The sequence below is a fragment of the bacterium genome, assembly GCA_026708055.1.
In the GTDB taxonomy this organism is placed as follows: Bacteria; Actinomycetota; Acidimicrobiia; order Acidimicrobiales; family CATQHL01; genus VXNF01.
In genome coordinates, this window is the sequence record JAPOVS010000060.1 from 61,246 (window position 1) to 83,134 (window position 21,889).

14 protein-coding genes are annotated in these 21,889 nt (G+C 71.8%); 5 read left to right on the forward strand and 9 right to left on the reverse strand.

Features of this window, described 5'->3' with window-relative positions; all coding sequences use genetic code 11:
• Positions 1-30 precede the first annotated feature (30 nt).
• Positions 31-1,362: a kynureninase gene (gene kynU / locus OXG55_13700; protein MCY4104294.1), complete on the forward strand. Its 1,332-nt coding sequence runs from the start codon at positions 31-33 to the stop codon at positions 1,360-1,362.
• A gap of 5 nt (positions 1,363-1,367) precedes the next feature.
• On the opposite strand, the gene OXG55_13705 is transcribed toward kynU, so the two are convergent.
• The 7 genes from OXG55_13705 to OXG55_13735 form a co-directional block, all read right to left on the reverse strand.
• Positions 1,368-2,621, reverse strand: a complete 1,254-nt coding sequence (locus tag OXG55_13705; GenBank protein MCY4104295.1) for an NAD(P)/FAD-dependent oxidoreductase — start codon at positions 2,619-2,621, stop codon at positions 1,368-1,370.
• Positions 2,618-4,636 carry a VanW family protein gene (locus OXG55_13710; protein MCY4104296.1) on the reverse strand — a complete coding sequence of 673 codons (2,019 nt, stop codon included), beginning with the start codon at positions 4,634-4,636 and terminating at the stop codon, positions 2,618-2,620. The genes OXG55_13705 and OXG55_13710 overlap by 4 nt, the downstream gene beginning before the upstream one ends.
• Positions 4,637-4,851: 215 nt before the next feature.
• Positions 4,852-5,511, reverse strand: coding sequence for an endonuclease NucS (gene nucS, locus OXG55_13715; GenBank protein MCY4104297.1), 660 nt, complete (start codon positions 5,509-5,511; stop codon positions 4,852-4,854).
• 7 nt (positions 5,512-5,518) lie between these two features.
• A complete protein-coding gene (locus OXG55_13720) occupies positions 5,519-6,394 on the reverse strand; it encodes a 3'(2'),5'-bisphosphate nucleotidase CysQ (GenBank protein ID MCY4104298.1) in 876 nt (291 codons plus the stop codon).
• A gap of 291 nt (positions 6,395-6,685) precedes the next feature.
• Positions 6,686-8,323, reverse strand: a complete 1,638-nt coding sequence (locus tag OXG55_13725; GenBank protein MCY4104299.1) for a hypothetical protein — start codon at positions 8,321-8,323, stop codon at positions 6,686-6,688.
• Between the two features lie 356 nt (positions 8,324-8,679).
• A complete protein-coding gene (locus OXG55_13730) occupies positions 8,680-9,429 on the reverse strand; it encodes a glutamine amidotransferase (GenBank protein MCY4104300.1) in 750 nt (249 codons plus the stop codon).
• 136 nt (positions 9,430-9,565) lie between these two features.
• Positions 9,566-11,011: a MurT ligase domain-containing protein gene (locus tag OXG55_13735; GenBank protein ID MCY4104301.1), complete on the reverse strand. Its 1,446-nt coding sequence runs from the start codon at positions 11,009-11,011 to the stop codon at positions 9,566-9,568.
• A gap of 184 nt (positions 11,012-11,195) precedes the next feature.
• Here OXG55_13735 and OXG55_13740 point away from each other — a divergent pair, with 184 nt between their 5' ends.
• The gene (locus OXG55_13740) at positions 11,196-12,506 is read left to right on the forward strand and encodes a cytochrome P450 (GenBank protein MCY4104302.1); all 1,311 of its coding nucleotides are present in this window, start codon (positions 11,196-11,198) and stop codon (positions 12,504-12,506) included.
• A 114-nt stretch (positions 12,507-12,620) separates the two neighbouring features.
• Here the strand turns inward: OXG55_13740 and OXG55_13745 are convergent, their stop codons facing one another.
• Positions 12,621-16,388 (reverse strand): 2-oxoglutarate dehydrogenase E1 component, encoded by a 3,768-nt coding sequence (locus tag OXG55_13745; protein MCY4104303.1) that lies wholly within the window; start codon positions 16,386-16,388, stop codon positions 12,621-12,623.
• Positions 16,389-16,683: 295 nt separating this feature from the next.
• Between OXG55_13745 and OXG55_13750 the strand changes: the two genes are divergently transcribed.
• Positions 16,684-17,478: an exodeoxyribonuclease III gene (locus tag OXG55_13750; protein MCY4104304.1), complete on the forward strand. Its 795-nt coding sequence runs from the start codon at positions 16,684-16,686 to the stop codon at positions 17,476-17,478.
• 190 nt (positions 17,479-17,668) lie between these two features.
• Positions 17,669-20,122 carry a cation:proton antiporter gene (locus OXG55_13755; protein ID MCY4104305.1) on the forward strand — a complete coding sequence of 818 codons (2,454 nt, stop codon included), beginning with the start codon at positions 17,669-17,671 and terminating at the stop codon, positions 20,120-20,122.
• A gap of 66 nt (positions 20,123-20,188) precedes the next feature.
• Here the strand turns inward: OXG55_13755 and OXG55_13760 are convergent, their stop codons facing one another.
• Positions 20,189-20,404, reverse strand: a complete 216-nt coding sequence (locus OXG55_13760; protein ID MCY4104306.1) for a hypothetical protein — start codon at positions 20,402-20,404, stop codon at positions 20,189-20,191.
• Between the two features lie 223 nt (positions 20,405-20,627).
• Here OXG55_13760 and OXG55_13765 point away from each other — a divergent pair, with 223 nt between their 5' ends.
• Complete coding sequence (locus OXG55_13765) at positions 20,628-21,884, forward strand: P1 family peptidase (GenBank protein ID MCY4104307.1); 1,257 nt, start codon at positions 20,628-20,630, stop codon at positions 21,882-21,884.
• Positions 21,885-21,889: the final 5 nt, after the last annotated feature.

Here is a 21,889-nt window from a genome sequence, read left to right on the forward strand (position 1 = left end):
GGGCACCGACTGTCCTGTGCGCTCGAGGCCATGACCGCTCCGGACATCCCGCTCACGACCGGTGCCGAGACGGCTGCGGCCCTCGACGCTGCCGATCCGCTGGCGGGGTTCCGCGACGAGTTCCACCTTCCGGCGGGCCGCGACGGAGCGCCGCAGATCTACCTGGCGGGCAACTCGCTGGGGGCCGCGCCGCGCGCCGCCGCCGGCTACGTGAACGCCGAGTTGGATCGCTGGGCCAGCCTCGGGGTGGCCGGACACTTCGCCGGCGAGTCAGCGTGGGCGCCGTACCACGAGTTGCTGACGGACCCGCTGGGGCGGCTGGTCGGCGGGCGCCCGCACGAGGTCGTGGCCATGAACTCCCTCACCGTCAACCTGCACCTGCTGATGGTGAGCTTCTACGACCCCACTGCGGACCGGCACAAGGTCCTCATCGAGGACCACGCCTTCCCCAGCGACCACTTCGCCGTCGAGAGCCAGATCCGCCAGCGCGGCGGCGACCCGGCGCGCTCGCTGGTGCTGGCCCGACCGCGCCCCGGCGAGCAGACGCTGCGGCGCGAGGACCTGCTGGCGCTGATCGCCGAGGCGGGTGCCGAGCTGGCGCTCGTGCTGCTCCCCGGCGTGCAGTACTACACCGGCCAGGTGCTCCCGCTGGCGGAGATCACCGCCGCCGCCCACGACGTCGGCGCCCGGGCGGGTTTCGACCTGGCGCACGCCGTGGGCAACGTCCCGCTGGCGCTGCACGACTGGAACGTCGACTTCGCCGTCTGGTGCAGCTACAAGTACCTCAACGGAGGCCCGGGCGCAGTCGGGGGCGCCTTCGTGCACGAGCGCCACGTGATCGACCGCTCGCTCCCCAAGCTCCTGGGGTGGTGGGGGCAGCGCCCCGACATCCGCTTCGAGATGGGCACCGTCTTCGAGACCGTTCCCAGCGTGGAGTCCTGGCAGCTCTCGAACCCGTCGATCCTCGCCATGGCGGCCCTGCGGGCGTCTCTCGACATCTTCGACCGGGCGGGCGGCATGGTGCCGCTGCGAGCCAAGTCGGAGCGGCAGTTCGCCTACCTCGGCTTCCTGCTCGCCGAGGTGATCGGTGACCGGGCCGAGAGCATCACACCGGTGGCGCCGGCTGAGCGCGGCTGCCAGAACTCCCTGCGGATCCGGGCGCCGGGCATCGACGGGCGCGCCGTGCACCGGGGATTGACCGAGGCCGACGTCGCCTGCGACCGGCGACACCCCGACGTGATCCGCGTGGCGCCGGCGCCTCTCTACAACTCGTTCTCCGACATCCGGCGATTCGTCTACATCCTGGACCGCGTGCTCGACGAGGCGGGACGCTCACGGGGGCGCCGTCCGGTATGTCCGTGATTCATCTACGTCCTGGATCGCGTACTTGAAGAGGCGGCCCGATGGGCGCGCTCGTCCGCGAAGGCGCCGCCGCCGAGCGCGCCCCGCTGCCAGCGGTCGGGGGTCAGCACCAGGGCGCGGGGGTAGTCCTCGAACAGCCAGCGGGCGAAGTTGCGGCGCGTCCACGGTGTCGCCCCGGAGATCCCCACCGCCGCGTTGCAGCCTGCGGGGCTGCGCAGGGCGCTCCCCAGCATGCGGGTGAACCGGAAGTCTCGCCAGAGGTGGTGCGCCACGCCTGAGCGGTAGAGCCGCCGGGCAGCCGCCTCATCGTCGGGCCCCGCCCGGACCAGGGCCTCTGCGGCCAGCAGCCCGCTGAGCAGCGCCTGGCCGATGCCCTCACCGGTCATGGGATCGCCCACCCCGGCCGCGTCGCCGCAGAACAGCACCCGCCCCGACGCCAAGGGCAGATCACCCAGCCGGGTGGGGATCGGCCAGGCCCGGGGCCGGTCGGCGGGGGTCGCCTCGGATCCCAGAACGGCGGCGATGTGCGGGCGGCTGCGGAGCTCGTTCCACAGCCGGGCGAGGCTGCCGGTGCTGTGTGTGGACCGAGAGACGCCGAAGCCCACGTTCGCGGTGCCGTCGGGCAGGGGGAACATCCAGACGTAGCCGGGCAGGATCTCCGGCTCGAACCAGACGCGCAGCGCCTCGCCGGCCTGCGGTCCGACGCCGGTGTAGTACTGGCGGAAGGCATGCCAGTCGCCCCGGTACGACGGCAGCGAAAGCCCCAGCATCCGCCGCACCGGCGACCACATGCCGTCGGCGGCGACGGCGTAGCGGGCGTGTACCGCGCCCGACGCCGGCGTGGTGAGCGCCACCCGGTCGCTCCCGACGGCCACCCCGTCGCAGGCGCAGCCGTCGAGGACCTCGACGCCGACCCGCCGCGCCAGGTCCACGAGGGCGGCGTCGAGATCGTGGCGCTGCGCGGTCGCCGCGTACTGGCCGTCGGGGGGGAACGGGTAGGCCACCTCACGCCCCGAGGGAGAGCGGATCACCAGGCCCGTCGCCGCGCGCCACGACGGAACCGACGCCGGGTCCAGCCCCAGGTGTTCCAGCAGGCGCAGCGCCCCCGTCGTGAGCCCGTCCCCGCAGTACTTGTCACGGGGGAAGCGCGTCCTGTCCAGTACGACGACGCCCCGTCCCGCCCGCGCCAGACCGATGGCCGCGGCGACGCCCGCCGGGCCGGCCCCGACAACGGCGACATCGGCGGTGAGGTGCTTCACGTGCCGTCGATGGGCTGGGCCTCCGTCTCCGCCTCGGCGTCGGCAGGTCCTCCCTCGGGTTCGATCTCGGTGGCCTCGCCGCCTTCGCCGGTCTGGCCCTCCGCCGGCGGCTCAGCCGGCTCAACCGGCTCGGTCTGCAGGCGGGGGATGTCCTCGGGGTGGGCGCAACTGCCGGGCGAGGCGTCGGCGTCGTCAGGCCCACACAGCGGGATGCACGCCGGCGGCTCCTCGCCTGCCAGGACCCCCTCTGGCAACTCGCTGCAGACCGGCACGCAGCTCAGTCCGGCGGGGTCGGTCCCCGGCGTGGCCGCGGCCCCTTCGCCGATTGCCCCGTCACCGGCAGAGTCGGGCACGGGGCACAGCGCCCGGCAGGACTCCACCCAGCCGTCGTTGTCGGTGTCCACGGCCCCCTCGCCGGGCGCGCAGTCCGGCGGGGGCACGAAGGGTTCGCCCTGGCAGTTCAGCCCCTCGGCGGGCTGGTAGAGCGCCGTCACGATGTCCGTCGTGGAACTGCCGTCGGCGAAGGTGCGGGTGCGCTCGGTGAAGACCTTCGTGCACTGGTCCTCGGGCTCAGTGGTCTGGTCGCTCTGGACAACGGTCATGTGGAGGGTGCTGTAGATCCGGACGGTGACCGAATCCTCGGTGGAGGTCGGCCACAGCAGCATCGAGTAGGGCGTCTTGTTGATGAGCTGCAGGTCGGGGTGCGGGTAGGAGATCGTGGCCTCGCGACCGTACGGGTAGCGGCTGATGTAGATGGAGTGCGCCTGGTACTCCCCGAAGTCCAGGCCGGCGAAGAAGGCCGCATTGAACATCGTGGTGGCGAACTGCGAGACCCCGCCGCCCACGTCCGCCTGGAACTTGCCCAGGTAGATCACCCCGGCGGGCACGAAACCCTTCGCCTCGGTGCGGCGCCCCACGTAGTCGTTCACCGACCACGTCTCGCCGGGCCCGATGATCGCCCCCTGCACCAGCTCGGCGATGCGGCGGATGTTGTTCACCCTGGCCTGGCCGGGTTTGAAGTAGGTGGTGAACTCGCCGACGAGCTCGCGGATGCCGGTCTCGGCGATCAGGTCGCCCTCGCTGCCCGGAACGTCGGTGAGGTGCAGCGCGATCTCGTGCTGGCCGGCGAGCAGGGCGGTCAGGGCCGTCTCGCCGGCGTTCGGCGCGCAGCAGCGGCGGCCCGGCCGAGCGTCCACCGCCACCGGCGCCCCGTCGACGATGGCGAACCTGCCGGGGTCGCCGGGCACGGCCACGTTCGCCAGGCGGGTCTCGATCACCTCGGTCACATAGGCGGTGTCGAGGCCGATGGCCGGCGGGTTGCCGGGGGTCACGCTGAGCCAGGTGCGGACCTCGGCGGGCAGGAAGTCCCGGATCGTGTCCTCGACGTAGACGGTGAGTCCCCGCGCCGTGTAGGAGTTGACGTAGTCGGCCGTCGCCTGCAGGTCGAAGGCGGTGACCGGCGGGGGGTACGAGGAGGGCTCCACCACGATCACCTCCGGCAGGGCGCGCTCGGCCGCCGTCCGCCGCACCGCCGCCCGGATGTCCTCGCGGGTGACCTGCAGGCCCGTGACGCCCGGCTCCACCACGAAGGCGCCGTCCCGCAACTCCAGGCGGGCCGGCGAGGCCTCCCGGACGAGGTCGGGATGGATCGCTTCGATGAACTGCTGCGCCACGACTTCGTCCCACGTCACGATGGCGCGCAGGTTGTTCTCGCCGAAGAACGAGGACGCCCAGGCGATGGGCGAGGCGCCCCGCTGCCCGGCGGCCAGGGCGGCGGCGACGTTGGCCTCCACGTCGAGGGCGAACCCCAGCTGACCGGCGCTGGCCGCCAGGGTGCCGGTGGGTGTGAGCAGCGGCAGGGAGCGGTTGGCGTAGTCGGTCGACAGCTTCTGGACCTCGCTGCGGATCTCCTCCTCGGAGAGCCCGCCCACGTCGACGCCCTCGATCTGCACGTTCTGCACCGAGCGGCCCGAACGCACCACCACATCGGCGATGTAGACCCCCAGGAAGCCCATCGCCAGGGCTCCCACGAGAATTGCGAGGATCCGCCCGTAGCGCGGGCGCCGACGCCCGCCCCCGTGGCTGTCCGAAGGCCCCCGGTCAGGGTGCGGGAACTCAGGTGCGACTATGCCCTCAGGGTACCGGTGCCTGCCACGTTCAAAGGAGACGGAATGCCGTTCGGTTGCCGCCGACCCGTGCCGGTTCCCTCAGACTCGTTCAGGGCCTCCGCTCAGAAGAGACGCAGATCCTCGGGCGCCTCGCCGCGGAGTGTGGCGTAGTCGACCAGTTTGCAGCGGATCCCCCGGGCGTCGGCCAGCACCCGTGCCTGCGGCTTGATCTCCTCGGCCACGAACAGGCCCTGCACGGGGCCGAGTGCCGGATCGGCGTTCAGGAACTCGAGGTAGCGGCTGAGTTGCTCCACGCCGGCGGTCTCGCCGCGCCGCTTCACCTCCACCGCGACCGCGACGCCGCCGGCGTCGCGGCACAGCAGGTCGACGGGCCCCACGGCGGTCGGGTACTCGCGGCGCACCAGCCGGTAGCCCTCCTCCAGCACCGAGGGGTCGGCCGCCAGCAGCTCCTGGAGGTGGGCCTCCACGCCGTCCTTGCGCAGCCCCGGGTCGCTGCCGAGGTCGTGGGTGACGTCGGAGAGGACATCCAGCAGGTCGATGACCAGGATCTCCGAGCGGGTGTTGGTGACCGTCCAGCGCTCGGGGCTCTCGGTGAGGGTGTTGGGCGGGTTCATCCAGTTGAGCGGCTTGTAGGCGCCGCCGTCGGCGTGGACCGCGATGCTGCCGTCGGCCTTGACCATGATGAGGCGCACCGCCTCGGGGAGGTGCGCGGCCAGCCGCCCCTGGTAGTCGACGGTGCAGCGGGCGACGAGGATGCGCATGGCTGGTTCAGCCGGCCGCGGGGGCGGCGCGGGCAACGGTCGCGGCGAGGGCCGCCGCGGCGACTTCGGGGCGGCAGATCAGCAGGTCGGGAAGCTCCACGTCGGGCCGGTTGTAGCGCAGGGGCCGGCCGTCGAGGCGGGAGGCGTGCAGCCCGCAGGCCAGCGCCACGGCCACCGGGGCGGCCGAGTCCCACTCGGACTGGCCGCCGGCATGCACGTAGGCGACGGCCCGCCCGCGGATCACCTCGGCCACCTTGGCGCCCACCGAGCCGAGCGTGACCAACTCCGCGCCGAGCGCCGCCGCCACCGCCCGGCCGTCGGGGACGGGCCTGCTGCGGCTGGTGATCACCTGCTTCCTGGCCCCCGAGTTGTCGCCGCCGGGTAGCCAAGGGGACAGCGTCGGAGGTTCGGCGGTGCTCAGCGTGATCCCCTCGGCGGGGAGTGCCACGGCGCCGACGGTCGGTGTGCCGTCGACGGCGAGAGCGACGTGCACGCCCCAGTCCGTGCGTAGCGGCTCACCGTACTGCCGGGTGCCGTCCAGCGGATCGATGATCCACACCCGCCGATGGTTGAGGCGCCGCCGGTCGTCGGGGGCCTCCTCGGACAGGACGGCGTCGCCGGGCCGGGCCTCGGCGAGCGCGGCGGCGAGGAACTCGTGGGCCGCCCGGTCGCCCTCGTCGCGGAGTTCGTCGAGATCGTCGCGTGGGTCGGGCGCCTCGAGCCGGTGCCGCTCCAGCAACTTCACGAGGAGCGCCCCCGTCTGCATCGCCAACTCGACCGCCAGCCGGTGGTCGTCGACATCGGACCCGGTGGGACCGGCCGGCAAGTGGTCGCCGGCACCGGTCGCCGCGCGGGCCGCGGGCGGGGTGCCGTCGGCGGTCACCCCCTCACCCTAACGATGCGGGCACTGCCGGGAGATCCCCATCATCGCCCACATGTGCGGCCAAGGCCCCCACCGTCGACGGCACCGCCGGCTTGAACCCTGACACCGCCCCGTCGCGCCCGACCGGAGCCGGTCCACGTTATCGATAGGGGTGGCGCCGACCAGCAGCGGAGGGGTCGCGCGGTCATCTCCCCTGATGAGCGGGCTCTGAGCAGAGATCTCCCAAGGGGATCCCTCGGTGGCCTCTGCCTGTCCGCGCATGCTCTGACTCCGCCACGCGGCTATCAGGCCTCAATTGTGGCCTCCGTGCCCTTCCATGCCTTCGTGCCCGCCCATTCCGTCGTCGGGGGCCATGGCGGGCAACTCGCGGCTATCCGCAGCGGTGACGGGCGGATCGAACCAGGTGGTGGTGGCGCGCATGCACCCCCAGGAGTTGAGCGCGCAGGTGGGATCCGCCTGCAGCAGTCGGAAACTGTCTGAGCCGAACAGGTCGTCTGCGGAGAACCTCAGGCGCTGACCGTGGGACGTCACGTAGTCCGTCCGGTTCAGCGCTTCCAGGAACGACTCGGTGCTGAGCGGGCCGTCCACACGCGAGATGGCGCCGAAGGTGACGTCCAGATAGTCGCATATCGACATCATGAGGTTCCAGGCGTCGGAGTGGTAGCGGTGAACGAACGGCCCTGCGACGATCCAGCTGTTGCGCAGGCCCAGACAGCCCCGATCGAGGCCGTCGACGGGGTCGTCGGCGGCTCTCCGCACACTCATCATCACGAGGTTGGCGCCCTGTGCCGGGGGCGTGCCGGTGAGCACCAGCATGGCGTCGTGGGCGTCGCTGACAATCCATTTGGGATGCCAGCCGACCAGTTCGGCGGCGCGCATGAGGTTCCGCACGTCGTTCCAGTCGCTTGTCGCCACGACCGCCGTCACCCCCACGTCGCTCATCTGCTGGGCCGTCTGGACGAAGTGACTGCGCATGGCGGTGAGCGTCTGCTCCTGATCGGGAGGCAGCAGCGCCGACGCCTGCTGAAAGCTCCCCTCGTCCGCGTCGAACAGGTCGCCGCCGACACCTTCGAATCGATCCATCAGGTTCAGCACGGCCGTGCCGGAGAAGTCGGGCACGACCCCCAGCCAGCCGGTCACCTGCAGATTGAGACGTTCGGTCGCGGCGTCGAAGGCGGCGACACCCGGCTGGTTCGGATCGTGAACGTGGCCGCCGAAGAGGTGTGCGTCCCCCGTCGTCATCTGGTGCGCCTGCTGTCCCGTACCGGGCATCTGCTCCATCCCGGGCATGTCGTGGCCGGGTTCGGACATGTCGGTCATCTGGTGCGCGGGATCGGTCATGTCCATCGCCGATGCTGCGGTCCGGTGCAGGAGGACCAGCCGGTCGGCGCGGGTGAGCACCCCGGCGGCGGCGGCGGACTCGACGGCGTTGGCGACCAGGAACTCCACCGAGCCGTGATCCACACGCAGCAGACCGCCGGCGTCAGCGAGTGCGTCCGCGGGATACTCGCTGAAGAGGCCGATGACGGGGATGCCGGCGCCTCGCACGGCGCACTGATCGATGGATTCGATCGGTTCGTACACACCGATGCTGAACAGCACGAGCGGCTTCCGCTGCTCCAGGTCGGCGCAGATTCGTTCGATGTCAGCGACCGGATCGGCGAAGCCGAGGGTGTGGGAACTGGCTTCGAAGCAGCGCCCGCCGAGGCCGCCGTAGCTGTTCACCTGGTTGACGTAGGCGTCGAGAATCCGATTCGGCTGTTCGAACACGAGATCCGAGAGGCCCACGAAGTCCAGGTTGAAGACGTCGTGGGAGACCATGGCGATCGTTACCACCTCGCCGGCGCCGGCGGTGCCGGGTTGTGGACATGGCTCGCCGGAGGCGACCACGGTGCCCCCGGCGGCGGCGATCCCTTCGCCTGTTCTCAAGCCCTCCGCCCCGCCTGCGGGCTGGGCCGGCGGGTCAGACCCGACGACGTTGATTGTGACCCCGCCCGGCTGTCCGGAGGTGCGGCCGTCGCCGCAGGCTGACACGACGAGCGCCGTCGCCGCGACCGCACATAGTGTGAGCCTCAATATGCGGCCGTCAGCTATCAATGGTTGCCTCCGTTCTGCGGCCAACCATGGTCGGTTCCAAGGGGCGGGTCTGCGTTCGGGGGGGGGGGGTGAGGATATCCAAGATTGGGGGCGAAGCTACTCCCGACGCTGAACCCTAATTGTCGGAGCGACCGAAGGCCCGCATGGCGGCTTCGAGCGCGTCTTCGGGGGAACCCCACCGGGTACACCTAGCGGCGGCGGTTGGCGCGGGCGACGGCGGCCCGGTGGGCGGCGTGCTCCAAGCGGTCGTCCAGCGGCTTGAGTTCGATGTCCCGGCCGTAGCGGTGCTCTAGCGCCCACATCAGCAACAGGTCGGCCAGCCAGGGGTTCTTCGGCAAGAGCGGGCCGTGCAGGTAGGTGCCCACGGTGCGGTTCGCCACGGCGCCCTCGGTGCGGTCACGCCCGTTGTTGCCGTGGCCCGTGGTGACGCGCCCGAGCGGTCTGGCGCCGTCGCCGAGGGTGGTGCGCCCGGCGTGGTTCTCGTAGCCGACGAGTTGTCCGGGCACCGGCCCGAGTTCGCTGCGCAGCACGATGTCGCCGATGAGACGGTCCTTGCCGGCCGTCGTCGTGATGTCGAGGACGCCGATGCCCTCCACGGTGGTGCCGGCGGCGGTGCGGTAGCGGTGTCCGGCGAGTTGGTAGCCACCGCAGACGAACAGGCCGACCGCGTCGGCGCCGAGCAACCGGCGCACGTCTTCGGCCTTGGTGGAAATTAGGTCTGCGGCGACGGTGAGTTGATCACGATCCTGCCCGCCCCCCAGGTACAGCAGGTCGGTACCGCCTGCGGGGAGCGGCTCGCCGGGGCCCGCTTCGTACAGGTCGAGGTCCAGTCCGCGGCGCCGCAGCCGGGCACCCAGCACGGCGATGTTTCCCCGGTCGGCGTAGATGTTCATCTCCCGCGGGTACAGATGGCAGAGCCTGACGGTGGGAGCGCTCATCGGCGACTCGCGGGTCTGTGCGGGCCGTCAGCCCGCCGGAGCCGGTGCCCCCGGACACTCGAGCCCGGCGCGGTCGGTCGAGAGGTGCCGGCTGGGCAGGACATGAGGACACGGGCCGTGTCCTCGGGTTGGGCGCTCATGTCTCCTGCCAGAAGTCGTGGGTGGTGCCGCGGCGCACCAGTTCGGCCCGCAGGTCCAGCAGTGCGGTGTAGGTGGGCAGGACGTGCAGCGTCCCGCCCACCGGTGTGGCGGCCACGGCGGTGTCGAGAGCGTCCGGGAGGCTCTCCCGGACGTCGAGCCTCTCCGGGTCGAGCCCGCCGTAGGAGAAGCGCAGCGCCAACTCCCAGCAGCGGTTGCCGGCCAGGGTCACGCTGCCGATGTGATCCCACAGGGGCTCGTAGTCCACGTCCCAGATCCACGACGGGTCGCGGCCGTCGGCGGTGCGGTCGTTGAGCACCACCAGCAGGTGCAGCGGCGCGGGCTCGGCCAGCACGCAGCGGATGTTCTCGTTGGCGCCCGTGGGGTTCTTGGCCAGCAGCAGCCGCAGCGTGCGCCCATCGAGGCTCACCTGCTCGGCCCGCCCGAACGCCGCCTGCACGCCGGCGATGCCTTCCCTGATGGCCTCGGCGGGTACGCCGAGGGCGGCCGCCGCCGCGATCGCGGCGGTCACGTTGTAGGCGTTGTGCAGGCCTCCCACCCCGGCGACCACTTCGAGGTCGGCGCCGCTGGGGCCGTTCACCCCGGAGATCGTCAGCTCTAGGCGGTCGAGGCCGTCGAGCCGGGCGCGGCGGGCGCTGATGTGGGGTCGGGGCCGCCGCAGCCCGCAGCCCTCGCAGCGCCAGTGGCCGAGGTGCCCGACGGTCACTAGGTCGTGGCTCAGCGCCCCGCCGCAGTTGCCGCAGCGCACCGTGTCGGCGGCGTGAGGAAGCTCGCGGCGTCCCACGCCCGGATCGTCGATGCCGAACAGCACCACGTTGTCGGGTTCGGCTCCGATGCGCTCCAGCGCCGGGTCGTCGGCGTTGAGGATCATGGTGGTGGCCGGGCCCAGGCTGCGGCTGCGGGCCAGATCGCTCCAGCGCTCGGCGATGGCCTCCAACTCGCCGTAACGGTCGAGCTGGTCCCGGAAGAGGTTCATGAGCACCACGGCCCGAGGCTGCAGCGCACCGGCGATCTCGCTCAGCGCCGCCTCGTCCACCTCGAAGACGCCGATGCCCCCGCAGCGGTCTGCGGGCTCTCCACGCCGGGCGAGCCCGAGACGGTTGCGTCGCTGCTTGCGCCGGCGCCGCTCGCGCGCCAGCAGGGCAGTCGTCACCCCGCTCGCCAGGTTGGCGCCGGCGGCATTGGCGGTGACGTCGCGGCCGTCGGCGCGCAGGCAGGCGCTCAGCAGGCGGGCGGTGGTGGTCTTGCCGTTGGTGGCCGAGATGTACACCGCGCCGCCGCCGAGGCCCCCGCCTAGCCGGCGGAGCGCACCCGGTTCCAGCCTGTTCAGCACCATGCCCGGCAGGCTGGTGCCGCCGCCGCGCCCGGTGGCCCGGCTCAGGGCGCCGGCCGAGGTTGCGATCATCTCGGCGAGGCGACCCACGCACCGCATCGTACCGACGCCCCGCCACCGCCCAGGGCCCCACTCCGCCGGCACCCCCACCTCCGGACAGGGGACAAGTGCCACAGGAACGCCATTCCGGCTCACAGCCGGAATCCATGGTCGTCGAGTTGCGGCCGAGTTGCGACCTCTACGGTGCCCGACCGGTCTCCATTACTCTGGGCCGATGACCACAGCGACCGTCGTCGGTCCTCCGGATCTGACGCCCGGCCCCCTGCCCGACGGGGACGAGGCCGTCGAGGCGGCCCTGCACCCGCCGTCGTTCACCACCGACCCGTACCCGGTCTATGACAGGCTGCGGGCCGAGGCCCCCGTTTACTGGAGCCCCTACTTCCAGCAGTGGCTGGTGACCCAGGGCGAGCTCGTCACCGAGATCGCCCGCACCTGGGAGATCTTCTCCAGCGTCGGCTGGGACAGCTTCTTCTTGAGCCAGCTGCCGGATGACCTGCGACCTCAGATCCCCACGGTCATCGATCACTTCCGCACGGTGAACATCTCCACGCAGGATCCGCCGGTGCACACCCGCCTGCGCCGGCTGCTGTCCAAGGCGTTCACCCCGCGTCGCATCGCGATGCTGGAGGGCAAGGTGCGCGCCCGTGCCGAGCGCCTGCTGGACGACCTCGGCGACGGTGACGGGGGCGGCGCGGTCAGCTTCGATCTGATCGAGTCCCTTGCATATCCGCTGCCGGTGGCGGTCATCGGCGAGCTCTACGGCGTCGGCGACAGCGACCACGCCGATCTGAAGCGCTGGTCGAAGGCGGTCGTGGCGTACACCGGGTCGTCGGTCGCCCACCCGCACCTGGCCAAGGAGCTCGACGTGGCGCTGGCGGAGTTCCGGGCCTACCTGCGGGCGCTGGTCGTCGAGCGCCGGCAACGACCGCGCGATGACCTGCTCAGCGATCTGGTGGATGCCGTCGACGAGGGCGACCGGCTCAACGAGGACGAGTTGGTGGCGACATCGATCAACCTGCTCTTCGCCGGCCACGAGACCACCACCAACCTCATCGGCAACGGCACGCTGTCCCTGCTGCGCCACCCGGAACAGCTCGCGACACTGCGCCGCCAACCGGAACTGCTGCCGGGCGCGGTGGAGGAGTTGCTGCGCTACGACAGCCCGGTGCAGCGGGTGCGCCGCATCACCACCTGCGACATCCTGATCGGCGGCCGCGAGATCCCCAAGGGCACGCCCGTCACCGCCTTCCTGGGCTCGGCCAATCGCGATCCCGCACTCTGGGACCGGCCCGACGAGCTGGACGTGACCCGCCCCGACGTGTTCCCGATGAGCTTCGGCGGCGGCCCCCACTACTGCATCGGCGCCGCCTTGGCCCGCCTGGAGGGCCGCGTCGCCTTCGAGATGCTGCTGGAGCGCTTCGCCGAATTGCACTTGGTCGACAGCTTCCAGAACCGCTGGCACCCCAACGTGGCGTTCCGCGGCCTGGTGGAGTTGCCGTTGCGGGGAGTTCTGGCCGACCGCTGAGCCCGAGGCCCGATCTTGGTCGGCCTCGTCAACCCTCGCGCCACACATTGAGCAAGGCGCCGTATCGATCCCGATGCGGCGCAGGCCGGAATCCACTGTCCGGCCGGCGGGCGCTCAGGTCAGCAGCATCTCGATCGCATCCAGCGAGGCGAAGGCGGCGTTGAGGAGCTGGGTCTGCTCCTGGAGATGGATCTGGCGGGAGCCGGTGGCGGGGCTGGCCGACTCGGGGCGGCTGACGCAGACCAGGCGGGTGCCGTCGAGCGTGTCCGCCAACCGGTCCCGGGCGAAGTTCCAGGCCCCCATGTTGCGGGGCTCGTCCTGCAGCCACACGACCTCGGCGGCGTGGGGATAGCCGGCCAGGGTCTCGGCGATCTCGGCGGCCGGCCACGGGTACAGCTGCTCGATGCGCACCACCGCCATGTTGGCTGCGAGCGAGTCCCGCTTGGCGGCGGCCTCGTGGCCCACCTTCCCCGAGCACAGCACCACCCGGTCCGCCCCCCTCGGCGGCGCCGGGTCGTCCAGCACCGCCCGGAACGATCCCCCGGCGAACTCCTCCAGCGGTGAGCGGGCCGGCCGGGCCCGCAGCAGCGACTTCGGGCTGAACACCACGAGCGGCCGACCCAGGTCCCACAGGGCCTGGCGCCGCAGCAGGTGGAAGTACTGGGCGGCGGTCGTGGGCTGGGCGAGGGTCATGTTGTCCTCGGCCGACAGAGAAAGGAACCGCTCGATGCGGGCCGAGGAGTGCTCGGGGCCCTGGCCCTCGAAGCCGTGGGGCAGCAGCAGGACCAGCCCGCTGCCCTGGCGCCACTTGTCCACGGCCGCCACTAGGAACTGGTCGATGATGATCTGCGCCCCGTTGGCGAAGTCCCCGAACTGCGCCTCCCAGAGCGTCAGCACCTCGGGGTTCGCCAGCGAGTAGCCGTACTCGAACCCCAGCGCCGCGTACTCCGACAGCAGCGAGTCGTAGATCCACAGGCGGGTGCGGGGGGCGCACAGCGCGGCCAGCGGCGTGTGCTCGGCGCCGGTGACGTTGTCCACGAACGTGCTGTGGCGCTGGGAGAAGGTGCCCCGGCGGGAGTCCTGGCCCGAGAGGCGCACCGAGGTGCCCCGGCGCAGCAGGCTCCCGAACGCCAGCGTCTCCGCCAGCGCCCAGTCGGCCTCGGAGTCCGCGAACATCCGGTCACGGGCACCCAGGTGTCTCGCCACCCGGGGATGCACCGAGAAGCCCTCCGGCAGCCGGCTCAGCACCTGGTAGATGTCGCGTAGCTCGTCGAGGGGAACGGTGGTGTCGATGTCCGGCAGCGCCCCGGTCGGCGGCTTGGGCGGCAGCGCCAGAGACTGCACCTCGGGAAGCTGCGCCCGGGTGTCGTCCAGCGCCTCGTGCAGCATCGACTCGAAGCCGTCCAGCGCCCCGGTCGCGGTGGTCATGTCGATCTCGTCCTGCAGCACCAGCCGCTCGACGTAGCCCTTGCGCACCGGGCGGTGCTCGGCGATCCGGTTGTACATCAGCGGCTGGGTGATGCTGGGGTCGTCGCCCTCGTTGTGGCCGTGGCGGCGGTAGCACCACAGGTCGATCACCACGTCCTTGCCCCAACGCCGGCGGTAACGGAACGCCAGCCGGCCGGCCCGCACGCAGGCCTCGGGGTCGTCGCCGTTGACGTGGAAGATCGGCGCCTGGATCATGCGGGCCACGTCGGTGGGGTAGGGGCTGGAGCGACCTTCGCTGGCCGTGGCCGTGAAGCCCACCTGGTTGTTGATGGCCAGATGGATCGTGCCGCCCACCCAGTAGCCGTCGAGTTGGGACATGTGCAGGGTCTCGGTCACGACGCCCTGGCCGGCGAAGGCGGCGTCACCGTGCAACACCAGCGGCAGCACGCCGGCGGTGCAGGCTCCGGGCAGCGCCCGGGTGCCCGGCGCCCGGGCCGTCTCCCCCTCCGAAGGCGAGCGGTCCGGGGCGGCTGCGTCGTCGCGGTCCGTCTCCGCGGTGGCCGGTGCGAGAGCACACTCCGTCGCTCCCTCGGTCTCGAGGCGGTCCATGCGGGCCTTGGCCATGCCCACCACCACCGGGCCCACGGCCTCCAGGTGCGACGGGTTGGCCGCGAGGTCCACTCGCAGCGGGTTCCCGGCGAGGCTGGTGAACTTGCCGCTCATCCCCAGGTGGTACTTCACGTCGCCCGAGCCCTGCACGGCGTCGGGATCGATGGCGCCCTCGAACTCCCGGAAGAGCTGGCCGTAGGACTTGCCGACGATGTTGACCAGCACGTTCAACCGGCCCCGGTGGGCCATGCCCATGATCGCCGAGTGCATGCCGGCGTCGGCCGCCTCGCTCAGGATGGCGTCGATGGTGGGGATGACGCTCTCGGCGCCCTCGAGGCCGAAGCGCTTCTGGCCCACGTAGCGGGTGCCCAGGAAGCGTTCCAGGGCCTCAGCCGCGTTCAGCCGGTCCAGGATGCGCAGCTTGTCGTCGTTGCTCAGCTCCGGCTGGGGCCCCTCCACCTGCTCGCGGATCCAGCGCTTCTCGGCGGGGTCCAGGATGTGGGTGTAGTCCACGCCGAGGGTGCGGCAGTAGGCGTTGCGCAGCAGCCGCAGGATCTCCCGCAGCGGCAGGCGGTCACGGCCCCCGGCGGCGGCCGCCAGCCCGTTGGCCTCGTTCACCTCGAACTCCCGGTCGAGGTCCCAGATGGTGAGCCCGTGGCCGGCCGGGTCGAGGTCCTGGTGGAGGTCGGGTTCGTTCAGCGCCAGGGGATCCAGTTCGGCGATGAGGTGGCCCCGGTCGCGGTGGGCGGCGATGAGGGCGTCCACCTGCGACTGCTTCACCGCCATGGCCGTCGTGGCGTCAGTGCCCATGACGTCGCGCCGCCACTCCACCTCCTTGTAGGGCACGTCCAGGTCCCGGAAGATGTCGTGGTAGAAGCCGTGCTCGCCGATGAGCAGGTCGTGGACGCTCGCCAGGAAGTCGCCCGACTGGGCTCCCTGGATGATGCGGTGGTCGTAGGTCGAGGACAGCACCACCACCTTGGAGACCCCCCAACCCGCCAGGGTGTGCGGGTCGGCCCCCTGGAACGCAGCCGGGTAGTCGATGGCTCCCACGCCCACGATGAGTCCCTGGCCGGTCATCAGCCGGGGCACCGACCAGCGGGTGCCCAGCATCCCCGGGTTCGTGAGCGTGACGGTGGTGCCGGCGAAGTCGTCGGCGGTGAGGCGGTTGCCGCGGGTGCGCCGGATCAGCTCGTCGTAGGCCTCGATGAAGTCCCGGAAGCCCAGCTCCTCGGCGTGGCGCAGGCACGGCACCAGCAGCGTGCGGGTGCCGTCGGAGCGCTCGTGGTCCACGGCCAGACCCAGGCCCACATGAGGATGGCGCACCACCCTCGGCCGGCCGTCGGGGCCGTGATGGAACGAGGTGTTCATCTCCGGGTTGCGATCGGCGACCGCCCGCACCACGGCGTAGGCGATGAGGTGGGTGTAGCTGACCCTGGCGCCCCGGGTGCGGCCCAGATGGCCGTTGATCACCATGCGGTTGACCTCCAGCAGCTTCGCCGGGACCTCCCGGAAGCTGGTGGCCACCGGCACCGCCAGGCTGGCCTCCATGTTGGCGGCGAGGCGGGCGCTGGGGCCGCGCAACGGCTCGCCCTCGGGGGGCGCTTCGGTCACCGGGGCCAGGTCGCTGCGGGCGGGCACCGCGGCGGGACCGGCGGGGGGCGCCGCCGGCTCGGCCTCGGGGGGCGCCGCCTCGGGGATGTGCGAGCGGTAGTCGGCGAAGAAGTCGCGCCAGCCGGCGCTGACCGATTCGGGGTCCGCCTGGTAGCGGGCGAACATCTCCTCGATCAGCCAGGCGTTCTGGCCGCTCGGGAAGGCGGAGGGTGGAGCCTCGTCCGACGCCACGATTCGAGTCTACGAGAGCGCCCCGTTCGGCTGCGAGTCGGCGGCGGCCCTCCCCGCCCCTGTCGCGTCGTCATTCCGGCGGAGGCCGGAATCCATTCGGCGGCGGCCCCCGCTGTCCCCGCCCCTGTCTCGTCGTCATTCCGGCGGAGGCCGGAATCCATTCGGCGGCGGCCCCCGCTGTCCCCGCCCCTGTCTCGTCGTCATTCCGGCGGAGGCCGGAATCCAGTAGGCGGCGGCCCTCGTGTGGTCCCGTTGGCCGGTCCTTAGGAGATGGCGCCGCGGCTAGGGTGCGCCCGTGCGCCTGGCGACGTGGAACGTGAACTCGCTGCGGGCACGGATGGAGCGGGTGGAGCCCTGGCTGGCGGCCGTCGAGCCCGACGTTCTGTGCATGCAGGAGACGAAGCTCGCCACCGAGGATTTCCCCCACATGGCGTTCGAGGCGCTGGGCTACGAGTGCGTCCACCACGGCGAGGGCCGCTGGAACGGGGTGGCCGTCTGCAGCCGCTTGGGCTTGGAGGACACCGCTGCCGGGTTCGCCGACGGGGCGGGCGAGGACCGCGACGCCCGGATCGTTTGGGCCACATGCGGCGGCGTGCGGGTGGCCAGCGTGTACGTGCCCAACGGCCGCGAGGTCGGCCACGACCACTACCACTACAAGCTGGCCTGGTTCGGCCGGCTGCGGGCGCACTTGGAGGCGGTCTGCGACCCTGCCGGCGAGGTCGTCGTGGCGGGCGACTTCAACGTGGCGCCCGAGGACCGCGACGTCTGGGACATCGAGGTGTTCGCGGAGTCCACCCACGTCACCGAGCCCGAGCGTGCTGCCTGGCGGGCCGTCGGCGACTGGGGCCTGGTGGACGTGTTCCGCCGGCGCTTTCCCGGCGTCGACGGCCTCTACACCTTCTGGGACTACCAGGCGGGCCGCTTCCACAAGCGCCAGGGCATGCGCATCGACCACGTGCTGGCTTCGGAGTCGCTGGCCGCCCGCGCCGCCGGCATCGTCGTGGACCGCAACGCCCGCAAGGGTGCCAAGCCCTCCGACCACGCCCCGCTCGTGGTGGACTTCGACCTTTACGAGCGAGCGCGCCAATGATCGATCGCTCCGCGACTCCGGCCCGCCGTCATTCCGGCGGAGGCCGGAATCCAGCCGCGCGAGGCTCGACCGGCGTGGCCCATCCTGCCCGTCGTCATTCCGGCGGAGGCCGGAATCCAGCCGCGCGAGGCTCGACCGGCGTGGCCCATGATCGGTCCCGCGGGCACGCCGCGCGGGGCGGTTGCTCCTGATGTTCGCCGCCGCCAGTGATCTGGCGCACGCCGAGTACGACCTGCTGGTCTTCTGGGTGCAGTTGCTGGCGCTGGTGGTGGGCGCCCGCACTCTCGGCTGGGTGATGGTGCAGCTGGGCCTGCCGCGGGTGATCGGCGAGCTGGGCGCCGGCGTGATCCTCGGCCCGTCGCTGTTCGGGCATTACTTTCCCGAGCAGTTCGAGTGGTTCCTGCCCGCCGGCGCCGAGCAGGCCGCCGCGCTGCTGACCGTCAGCTGGATCGGCGTGGCGCTGCTGCTGGTGCTGGCCGGCTTCGAGACCGACCTGGGTCTGATCACCAAGCTGGGCCGCCCGGCGGTGCTGGTTGCGGTGGGCAGCATGCTGGTGCCCGCCGGCGCCGGCAGCATCGTGGGCTGGCTGATCCCGGGGGAGTTCCTGGGCCCCGATGCCACACGCAGCACTTTCCTGCTGTTCGTGGCCCTGGCCGTCAGCGTCTCGGCGCTGGCGGTGGTGGCCAAGATCCTCTCCGACCTGGGCCTCATGCGGCGCGACTTCGGCCAGATCACCGTGGCGGTGGGCATGGCCAACGACGTGGTGGGCTGGGTGCTGCTGGGCGTCCTGACCAGCGTGGTGGCCGCCGGCGGCGTGTCCGCGACCGACATCCTGATCTCGGTCGGCGGCCTGCTGCTGTTCCTGGTGCTGGCGCTGACGGTGGGCCAGTGGCTGGTGGACCGCTGGCTGCGGCGCACCCGCCGCAGCAGCGACACCCTGGGTGCGGCGGTGACCGTGGCGGTGGTCACGATGCTGGGCTTCGGGGTGGTGACCCAGGGCCTGGGGGTGGAGGCGGTGGTGGGGGCGTTCGTGGCCGGCGTGGTGCTGCACCGCTCCCGCTTCGTGGACGAGCGGCTGGAGCACTCGCTCGAGCGGCTGACGTCGTCGTTCTTTGCCCCGGTGTTCTTCGCCACCGCCGGCCTGCAGGTGAACCTGTTGCTGCTGGACGACCCGACGATCCTCACCTGGACTCTCGTGATCGTGGCGGTGGCGATCGCGGCCAAGTTCGCCGGCGCCTACGGCGGGGCCCGGGCAGCGGGGCGCAGCCATCGGGCCGGGATGGCGCTGGGGGCCGGGCTGAACGCCCGCGGAACCCTGGAGATCGTCATCGCCTCGGTGGGCCTCAGCCTGGGGGTCTTCAACACGGCCTCGTTCACCATCATCGTGCTGGTGCCGCTGGTGACGTCGCTCTTCGCCTCGGTGGCGCTGCGGATCGTGGTCTTCAACTGGCGCGGCGACGCGGCGGAGATCCGCCGGCTGGACCGGGAGAAGGCGCTGAGCCAGAACCTCGTGGTGCGCACGTCCCGCCTGTTGATCCCCTCCCGCGGCGGGCCGGCCTCCATCACCGCCGCCCAGCTCATGCACTACTCGTGGCCTCCCGAGGCCGAGGTGACGGTGTTCACCGCCGCCGACCGGCGGGCAACGTTCGACTTCGGGCCGATGGAGAACGTCCTGCACGGCCGGGAGGTGGACTTCCAGCGGGTGCGGGAGCGCGACGTGGCCGAGCGCATCGCCAGGGAGGCGGCGCTGGGCTACGGGGCGATCGGCATGGGCGTGGAGAGCAGCGAGGAGATCGGCCAGGTGATCTCGCCGCTCGTGGACGAGGTGCTGCGGGTGAGCCCCATCCCGGTCGTGGTGGTGCGCCGCGCCCGCAACCTGGACCGCCCGCTGCCGGGGGCCTACGCCAAGGCGCTGGTGCCGGCTTCGGGCGGCCCTGCCAGCCGGGCCGCGGCCGAGGTGGCGGCCCATCTGAGTTCCCAACTCGGCACGCAGATGGTGCTGGCCCACGTCGTGGGTTCCGCCGACGTGATGGGCGGCCTGCGACGCCTGCCCGGGATGGCGTCCGGCGTGATGTGGCCGGGCATCGGGCACGACGATGAGGAGACCGCCGAGGCGATCAGCGTGCTGGCCGCCGATGGACTTCCCGGGCCGCCGGCCGACCTTGACGACCCGGCCGGCGCCGAGCCTGACACCGGGACCGATGGCGGATGGGTGGAGAGCGAGGCGCCCGGCACGCCGTCAGAGAGCGACGCCGCCCCTGGCCTTATGGGGTCGCTGGCTATGCGGTCGCTGGCGGCGAGGGTGACGAAGCTGCTGCAGGCCCCGTTGGATCTGCTGCGGCCCCGGCGCCTGGCGATGCTGCGCTCACCGGCGCGGGCCACCGGGATCGGCGAGCAAGTCCTCGGCCAGGCGGCGCAGCTGGTCGAGGGGCTGGGGGTGCAGCCCGAACTAGTGGCCCGCCCCGGCACGTCGGTGGCTGTCGAGTTGCTGGATCTGGTACACGAGACGGAGGCCGACCTGGTAGTCATGGGCGCCAACCTCAGACGGCTCAGGGACCGTCCCTTCCTGGGTCACACCGTCGAGACGGTCCTGCGCCGCTGCGACGCCACCGTGGCGCTGGTGCTGGTGCCCTTCGACCTGTAGAGATCGGTCGAGATCAGTCGAGACCAGTAGCGGGCTGTCGCGCTGTATTCACTCGACGGCCCGGGCCTAAGGCTGTTCGACCTCCGGAGGTGGCAGCGGCTCGACCGGCCGTGGCGGTTCCTGGATCCTCGGTGGCGGTTCCCCCTCGGCGATGGTGGTCGGCGGCAGGCGAACCGGCCGGACGGGCTCGGTGTCGTCGTCCGAGCCGCAGGCACCGGCGAGCGCCACGACGAAGAACAGGACGGCGATGAGCCGCGATCGGCGCGATCTGGCGACATCCATGACCAATGGTCTCACCTCCTTGGCAGACGCCTCGCCGGCACGCCGTTTGCCGGGCCCGGCGTAGGGCACGCGCTGGCAGGCCCGAGGTCGAATTCTTCCGTGCGTGACACACTTGTCTCCCCGGACGATCTCCCGGTCGGTCGCCCGCGGTCGTGTCGAGTCCGCATGAGTCCGCATGAGTCAGCATGAGTCAGAATCATCGCAATTCCCTCCGGGCACTGAGATGAGAGCCCACAGAGCGCGCGCCGTCGGGTTGTTCGCGGCCTCGGGGCCCACTGGGCCGCTCAATGCCATCGTGGATGTGGGGGGCGTGGCGGTCGGCCACGTGACGCACATCGTCGGCGAGGGGCCGCTGGTGGTGGGCGAGGGTCCGGTGCGCACGGGGGTGACGGTGGTGGTGCCCCGGCCCGAGTCGGCGGCGCTGAACCCGGTGTTCGCAGGCATCGGCCGGCTGAACGGCAACGGTGAGATGACCGGCAGCCACTGGATCGAGGAGTCGGGCCTGCTGACGTCGCCGATCGCCCTGACGAGCACCCACTCGGTGGGGGTGGTGCGGGACGCCCTCGTGGAGGTTGAGCGGTCGCAGCGTGAGGGTTCGGACTGGTGGTCGCTGCCGGTGGTGGCCGAGACCTGGGACGGGCTGCTGAACGACATCAACGGCGCTCATGTCTCTGCCGATGACGTGTGGGCGGCTCTCGCTGCGGCGAGTTCGGGCCCGGTGCCGGAGGGCAACGTCGGCAGCGGGACCGGCATGATCTGCCACGGCTTCAAGGGCGGCATCGGCACGTCCTCGCGGGTCGTTGCCGGGTCTGTAGGCGACGCGGGTGGCGAGGCGGCCGGCGACGCGGGTGGCGAGGCGGCCGGCTACACGGTGGGTGTGCTGGTGCAGGCCAACCACGGCTCCCGTCGGCGCTTGGTGATCGACGGTTTCCCCGTCGGGCGGCATCTGGACGACAGCGTGATCCCCCTGCCGGGCGGCGACCTGCCCGAGGGCATGGGCTCGATCATCTCGGTGGTGGCCACCGACGCGCCGCTGCTGCCGCACCAGTGCCGCAGCCTGGCGGCCCGGACGGCAGTGGGCATCGGCCGGGCCGGCGGGGTGGGGGAGCACTGGTCGGGCGACCTGTCGATCGCCTTCGCAACCGGCCACAGCGACCTGGGCAGCGGCCGGCTCGGCGGTGGCCGGCAGGCGGGGAGTTCGGAGCAGGTGGTGAGCCCTCGGGGGCGAAGCCCGGATTCCGGAGGGGACGCGCCGGGACCTTGTGGGGACCTGCAAGAGCTCCCCGGCGCCTGGCCGCTGTTGGTCGACGCCGCCACTCTCGTGGCCCTCTACGAGGCCACCGTCGACGCCACCGAGGAGGCCATCGTCAACGCCCTGTTCGCGGCTGAGACCATGACCGGTCGGGACGGCATCACCGCCCACGCTCTGCCGATCGAACGGGTCTGGGAGCTGATGTCGACCGCCGGGCCGCCCTCGTGAGCGTC